Origin of the sequence: Flavobacterium sp. (assembly GCF_017985075.1) — a bacterium.
Classification (GTDB): Bacteria; Bacteroidota; Bacteroidia; order Flavobacteriales; family Flavobacteriaceae; genus Flavobacterium.
In genome coordinates, this window is the sequence record NZ_JAGNYF010000083.1 from 1 (window position 1) to 5,469 (window position 5,469).

4 protein-coding genes and 1 pseudogene are annotated in these 5,469 nt (G+C 31.5%); all 5 read right to left on the reverse strand.

Annotated features, from left to right (window positions below; genetic code table 11):
- Positions 1 to 520, reverse strand: a pseudogene (locus tag KA468_RS10325) (alpha/beta fold hydrolase); the annotation flags it as partial.
- A 3-nt stretch (positions 521 to 523) separates the two neighbouring features.
- The gene (locus KA468_RS10330) at positions 524 to 835 is read right to left on the reverse strand and encodes a hypothetical protein (RefSeq protein ID WP_291242857.1); all 312 of its coding nucleotides are present in this window, start codon (positions 833 to 835) and stop codon (positions 524 to 526) included.
- Positions 835 to 2,085 carry a dihydroorotase family protein gene (locus KA468_RS10335; RefSeq protein ID WP_291242858.1) on the reverse strand — a complete coding sequence of 417 codons (1,251 nt, stop codon included), beginning with the start codon at positions 2,083 to 2,085 and terminating at the stop codon, positions 835 to 837. Before KA468_RS10335 ends, KA468_RS10330 begins: the two co-directional genes overlap by 1 nt.
- Positions 2,082 to 4,010 (reverse strand): BatA domain-containing protein, encoded by a 1,929-nt coding sequence (locus tag KA468_RS10340; RefSeq protein WP_291242859.1) that lies wholly within the window; start codon positions 4,008 to 4,010, stop codon positions 2,082 to 2,084. The genes KA468_RS10335 and KA468_RS10340 overlap by 4 nt, the downstream gene beginning before the upstream one ends.
- A gap of 31 nt (positions 4,011 to 4,041) precedes the next feature.
- Complete coding sequence (locus tag KA468_RS10345; RefSeq protein ID WP_291242860.1) at positions 4,042 to 5,385, reverse strand: DEAD/DEAH box helicase; 1,344 nt, start codon at positions 5,383 to 5,385, stop codon at positions 4,042 to 4,044.
- Positions 5,386 to 5,469 lie beyond the last annotated feature (84 nt).

The following is a 5,469-nucleotide window of genomic DNA, read 5'->3' on the forward strand; positions in this document are numbered from 1 at the left end:
GCCCATTCCACAGGAATTACTTGGTCTTGTGTGCCGTGAGAAACAAAAAATTTAATGTGATTGATTTGATTTACATCATAATTTTCTGGTAAAATTTGTTCGTTTAAATATCCGCTTAAAGCCACAACTTTATTAATTTTTTCTGGATACGTAAACGCCATTCCATAACTTAAAATCGCACCTTGACTAAATCCAATTAATGAAATATTCGATTTATCTAAAGGTAATTTTTCTGAAATTTCATCAATAAAATTTGCGATTAGTTGTAAAGACTCTTTAGCTTGTTCGTTATTTGAAAACTTATTTTCATCGGCATCAAAAGTAATTTCATACCAAGCATAACCATAAGGTTGTAAATTGTATGGCGCTCGAATCGATATCACGTATACATCTTCAGGTAATTGAGGTGCAAAAGAAAACAAATCTTCTTCATTACTTCCATAGCCGTGTATTAAAAGTAACGCGCCGTTTTTTTTTTTTTTACTTCTTTTGGTGCTTTTACCAAATATTCTAAACTCATAAATTATAAATTTTTAAACCATTTCTGAAATTGTTCCCCCACAAGTGGTACCAATTTCATTTCATTATTCATAACACCTGCAAAACTAATAATCCATAAGATTAAGAAAAACAACCAATATGCAGTTGATACAAACCAACTATCAAAATAGCCAATGAAATAACCACCCAAGTGAAAACACAAAAAGATGCCTAAAGTTTGACGCGTATAAAAACTAACAAAATGGTTCTTTTTTTCAGTATTCATCATAAGGGCTACAATGGTTCCGATGATGGTAAAATGGCCAATCATTGCGTTTACTTTATGCTCTTCCATTAGATTTCAATTTTATTATTACTAATAATTCCGTACACTTTTCCTTTCATTTTCTTACCTAACATTATTGAGTTCTTTGAAAAAGAAAGTATATTTTCTTTACTGAAAACCCATTCTTCATTAGGGTTAAATAAAGTAAGTTCGGCTTTATTTCCTTCTGCAATGGTATTGTTTTCTATGTTAAAATATGATTTCGCAGCAGTAAATTTGGCTACAATAACTTCCGTTGGTAAAACCGTTTGTAAGGCACCAAATGCACTTTCTAAACCTATCGAACCATAGTCGGCTAAATCGTATTCTAATTGCTTCTGTTCTATGTTTACAGGGCAATGGTCTGATGTGATGACTGAAATCACATTGTTTAAAACTCCTTCAATTAAAGCTTTTCTGTCGGTTTCTGTTCGAAGTGGCGGATAAATTTTAGTATTCGAATTAAAATCTACCAATTCTTCATCTGTTAAGACTAAATTATTTACCGAGACCCCACACGTAATTTCTAATCCTTGTGCTTGCGCTTTTGAAATTAATTCAACAGATTTTTTAGTTGTAATGGATGGAATGTGTAATTTTCCTTTTGTATAAGCAAGTAACGCAATATTTCTTTCGATTTCAATTTCTTCCGCCATAGCTGGAATTCCTTTCAAACCTAATTTTATTGAAACTTCTCCTTCATTTACAAATCCTTTTCCTTTCAGGTCTTTATTCATAGGTTGTACGAACAAAATTCCGTTAAAATTGTCTACATATTGAAATGCTATTTTTAATAAATTCGCATTCGTCATAGATTTTTTATAATCTCCAAAAGCTACCACGCCTGCATTTTTCATATCAAAAAGTTCGGCTAAGTCGGTTCCTTCGCTGTTTTTGGTTAAACAACCCACTATATGTAGGATGGTGATGCTATTTTGTGCTTTACTTTTTATAAATTGAATTACCGCTTGATTATCAATCGCAGGATTCGTATTGGAATGTAAGAAAACAGAAGTAAAACCGCTTTTTGCAGCTACTTTTAGTCCGTTTTCAATGGTTTCTGTTGTTTCAAAACCTGGTTCTCCAAAAACTACCGAAGTATCTAACCAACCTTGAGAAATATGTAAATTCTCTTTTTCAATGACTTCAAAACCTTCTTTTATGGATAGATTTTTTCCAATTTTAGAAATAATCCCATTTGTAATTTCAATATCAACTTGTTGCTTATGAAATGGGTTTTGACTTTCAAGTAGTGTCGCGTTTTTTAGTAAAAGATTCATTTTACAAATTTTTGGATTAGTAATTCAATTAGTAAAAGTAATAATGTGGCAAAGATAAAATATTTCCAAACTTCATTGCTTGTTCTGGATGAATGAATGTCAGAATAAAACGTAGATACAGCATTTACTTCTGTACACGAATCAAAATAATCTGAATTTATTTGTGATAAATCGCTTTCATTTCTTGGATAATTGAAACTGATAGCTTTAAGCGATTCTTTATCTTTTAACACTTCGTAATTCCCTGATTTTTCTGGATAATTTCCGAAAGTTAGTTTAATTTTATTATTCAAAATTTGTTGCATCGGAATAAAACTGTTTTCTGTATTTGTAACGCTTAAAACATTATCTTTTGCAATAGTTTCGTTAATTATGGTGTAATTATTTTCTCCAATTATAAATGCATTTAAACCAGTTTTGTTATTATTCTGACCCATATTATAAAAGGTAGGCACAATTAATGGCGAATTTTGAATGTTCGAATTTTCCTTGTTTATAGAAGTAGAAAAGAAGTATAAATTTCCAAGTTTATTGGTAATATTACCTAAGAAAACACTCTTATCTTCATATTGTAATACGGGCAAATTACTACCGTTTATGGTAAATGATGCATTCGTTTTTGGATATTGGAAATTGCTAATTTTCTTCTCAAATACATTGGCATATATTGGATGATTGAAACTTATTTGTGTAATTTGTTTTTCTTTTTGTGTTTTTTCTGAAAATGAAATCGGACTAAAATTACTCAAAAAAGCGTTGTAACTCGAAACATCGCTTGTAATATCTGGTATAAAAATTATGGTTCCGCCTTTGCTATAATAATTTTTTAAAGTAACAGATAAAGCGCTTGAAATAGTTGGTATTTCATTTAAAACCAAAGCATCGGCATTTTCAATAGCATTGTAATTTAAGGTTTTCCAATCTGTTGATGTGTAGTTAAATTCTTCAGCTGTGAATATTCTGGATAAAAAGTTGTTTTTTTCTGGAGTACCTACGGCAATTACATTCGATTTTTGTGGTTTCGAAATACTAAAATAAAACGAATTGTCATATTCTAAACTTGAATCTTGAATGGAAACATAGCCGTGAAAATCTGTTTTCGGAATGGTAAATAAAATTTCTTTTTGAGGTTTTTCTTTAGAAATTAAAGCTTTTCCAACTAATTTTTTGCCATTATACATTGAAATCGGCACATCATTTTCAACCTCTCCGTAAGTAGAAATACTAATTTTTAACTCGTAAAATTGATCTAAAACCTGACTAATTTGTACGTTTTTAATTGCAGTATTATAGGCTTCGTTAGCTTTTACGGTTTGATAATACAGCGATGATGTTTCGCTTAAATTGGTTTTTAATTCTTCTTTTAAACCAACTGCATCGGAAATAAATAAAATATCTTTCGGAATACCAGGTTTTTTGGCTTCAATTCTGGTGATAATTGCGGCAGGATTAAATGGAGTAGACGAGTAGTTTAAATTTTGTAATTCTTTTTGAATGTTTCTAATATTCGTGTCGTAAAAATTTTCATCGTTGGTAAGTACCGATAATTGTTGGTCTTCTGGTGTATTTTCTAATAGATCCTGAATGGTTCTTTTTAATAATTCGCCATTATTTCCTTTGGCTTGCATCGAAAAGGAATTATCGATTACCAAAATCAGTTCGTTATTTTTTTTATCGAAATCTTTTGCTTTGAAGAAAGGTTGCGCGAAGGCAAAAATTAAAGCGGTCAAAAGCAATAAACGAGTGACTAATAACAGCCATTTCTTAATTGTAGCACTTTTTCGGGTTTGAACTTCGAGTTCTTTCAGCAATTTAACATTCGTGAATTCTTGTTTTTTAAATCGTCTCAATTGAAAAAGATGTACCAAAATTGGTATAATCAATAGAAATAAAAAATATAGAATTTCTGGGTTTTTAAATTGCATTTTTATTAAAGTTTTTCAAAAATACTAAAAATTACTTTTTCTTTTTCTTTTCGTCTCGTTTTCTTTCAATTCCTCGGTTTCTGGAAGCGGTTTTTCTTGGTGTTCTTTTTCCTGGACCTCCTAAATTGACTTTGCTATTTTTCTCCGATTTTTTCTCAAAAGCATCACCTCCTGTTTTCTTAACACGTTTCAAAAGGGTTTTTACTTTCTTTTGATCTTTTTCGAATTCTAAGCGTTGTTGTTCTATTTTTACATTTGCAGGAATCTCGTGAATTTTAATTTCCGTTTGCATTAGCATTTCCACTTCCAGTTGAAATTCGTCTTCTTTCGGACCAATAAAACTGATGGCAATACCGTCTTTATCTGCACGACCCGTTCGACCAATTCTGTGCATATATTGTTCTGGTATTTCAGGAAATTGCATATTTATTACGTGTGTAATATCTGTAATATCCAATCCACGCGCCATAATATCAGTGGTTACTAAACCTCTAATTTCACCCGTTTGAAAATTTTCCATCATATTTAAACGGTAATTTTGTGTTTTATTGGAGTGCACCGTTCCAAACTGACCTGGGAAATCTTCTTCTAAATGTTCTAATAGGAAATCGGCCATTCTTTTACTGTTTACAAACAATAAAATTCGGCTGTATGATTCGTCTTGTAATAAATGTTTAAGTAAATTGACTTTCGTTAAAAAGTTCGGCACCACATAAGCACGTTGTTCTATTTGCTCTAATGGAGTACCACTTGGCGCTAACGAAACTTCTTCTGGAAATTCAAAAAATTCGTCTAACAAATCGTCTACTTCTTCTGTCATAGTTGCCGAAAACAATATGTTTTGTCTTTTCGAACGCATCATTGATAGAATAGAAGTCAATTGCACTCGAAATCCTAAATTTAATATTTCATCAAATTCATCAATCACTAATTTTTGTAAATCGTCAAAACGCAAGACATTATCCAAAGCCAAATCCATAATTCTACCTGGTGTTCCCACCACAATATCAATTCCAGAATAAATGTCTTTTTTTTGTGTATTGATGTTCACGCCACCATAAACGGCAAGTGAACGCACACTCATATATTTGGTTAATTTTTCAATTTCTTCGTGCACTTGCACTACTAATTCTCGAGTAGGTACTAAAATTAGCACTCTCGGTATATCGGTATGAACAAAACGCCATTGCTTTAAAATTGGTAACAAATAGGCAAACGTTTTACCCGTTCCGGTTTGTGCAATACCCATCACATCTCTTCCCGACATAACAATTGGAAAGGCTTTTGATTGGATAGGAGTGGGAGTTGTGAAACCTAAATCGTCGATAGCTTTTTGTAGCGAAATTGGAAGATTAAGTTGTTCGAATGTAACCATTTGTATGAAAATTTAGGCAAAGATAGTGATTGAGAGTTTGTGAAGCAATCTTTTAGATGGTTAGTTGGTTTTTGATAGGAACAC

Bases quoted from the DNA above. Each gene is read 5' to 3' on its own strand.
- KA468_RS10330 (WP_291242857.1), bottom strand. From the start codon at position 835: ATGGAAGAGCATAAAGTAAACGCAATGATTGGCCATTTTACCATCATC.
- KA468_RS10335 (WP_291242858.1), bottom strand. From the start codon at position 2,085: ATGAATCTTTTACTAAAAAACGCGACACTACTTGAAAGTCAAAACCCA.
- KA468_RS10340 (WP_291242859.1), bottom strand. From the start codon at position 4,010: ATGCAATTTAAAAACCCAGAAATTCTATATTTTTTATTTCTATTGATT.
- KA468_RS10345 (WP_291242860.1), bottom strand. From the start codon at position 5,385: ATGGTTACATTCGAACAACTTAATCTTCCAATTTCGCTACAAAAAGCT.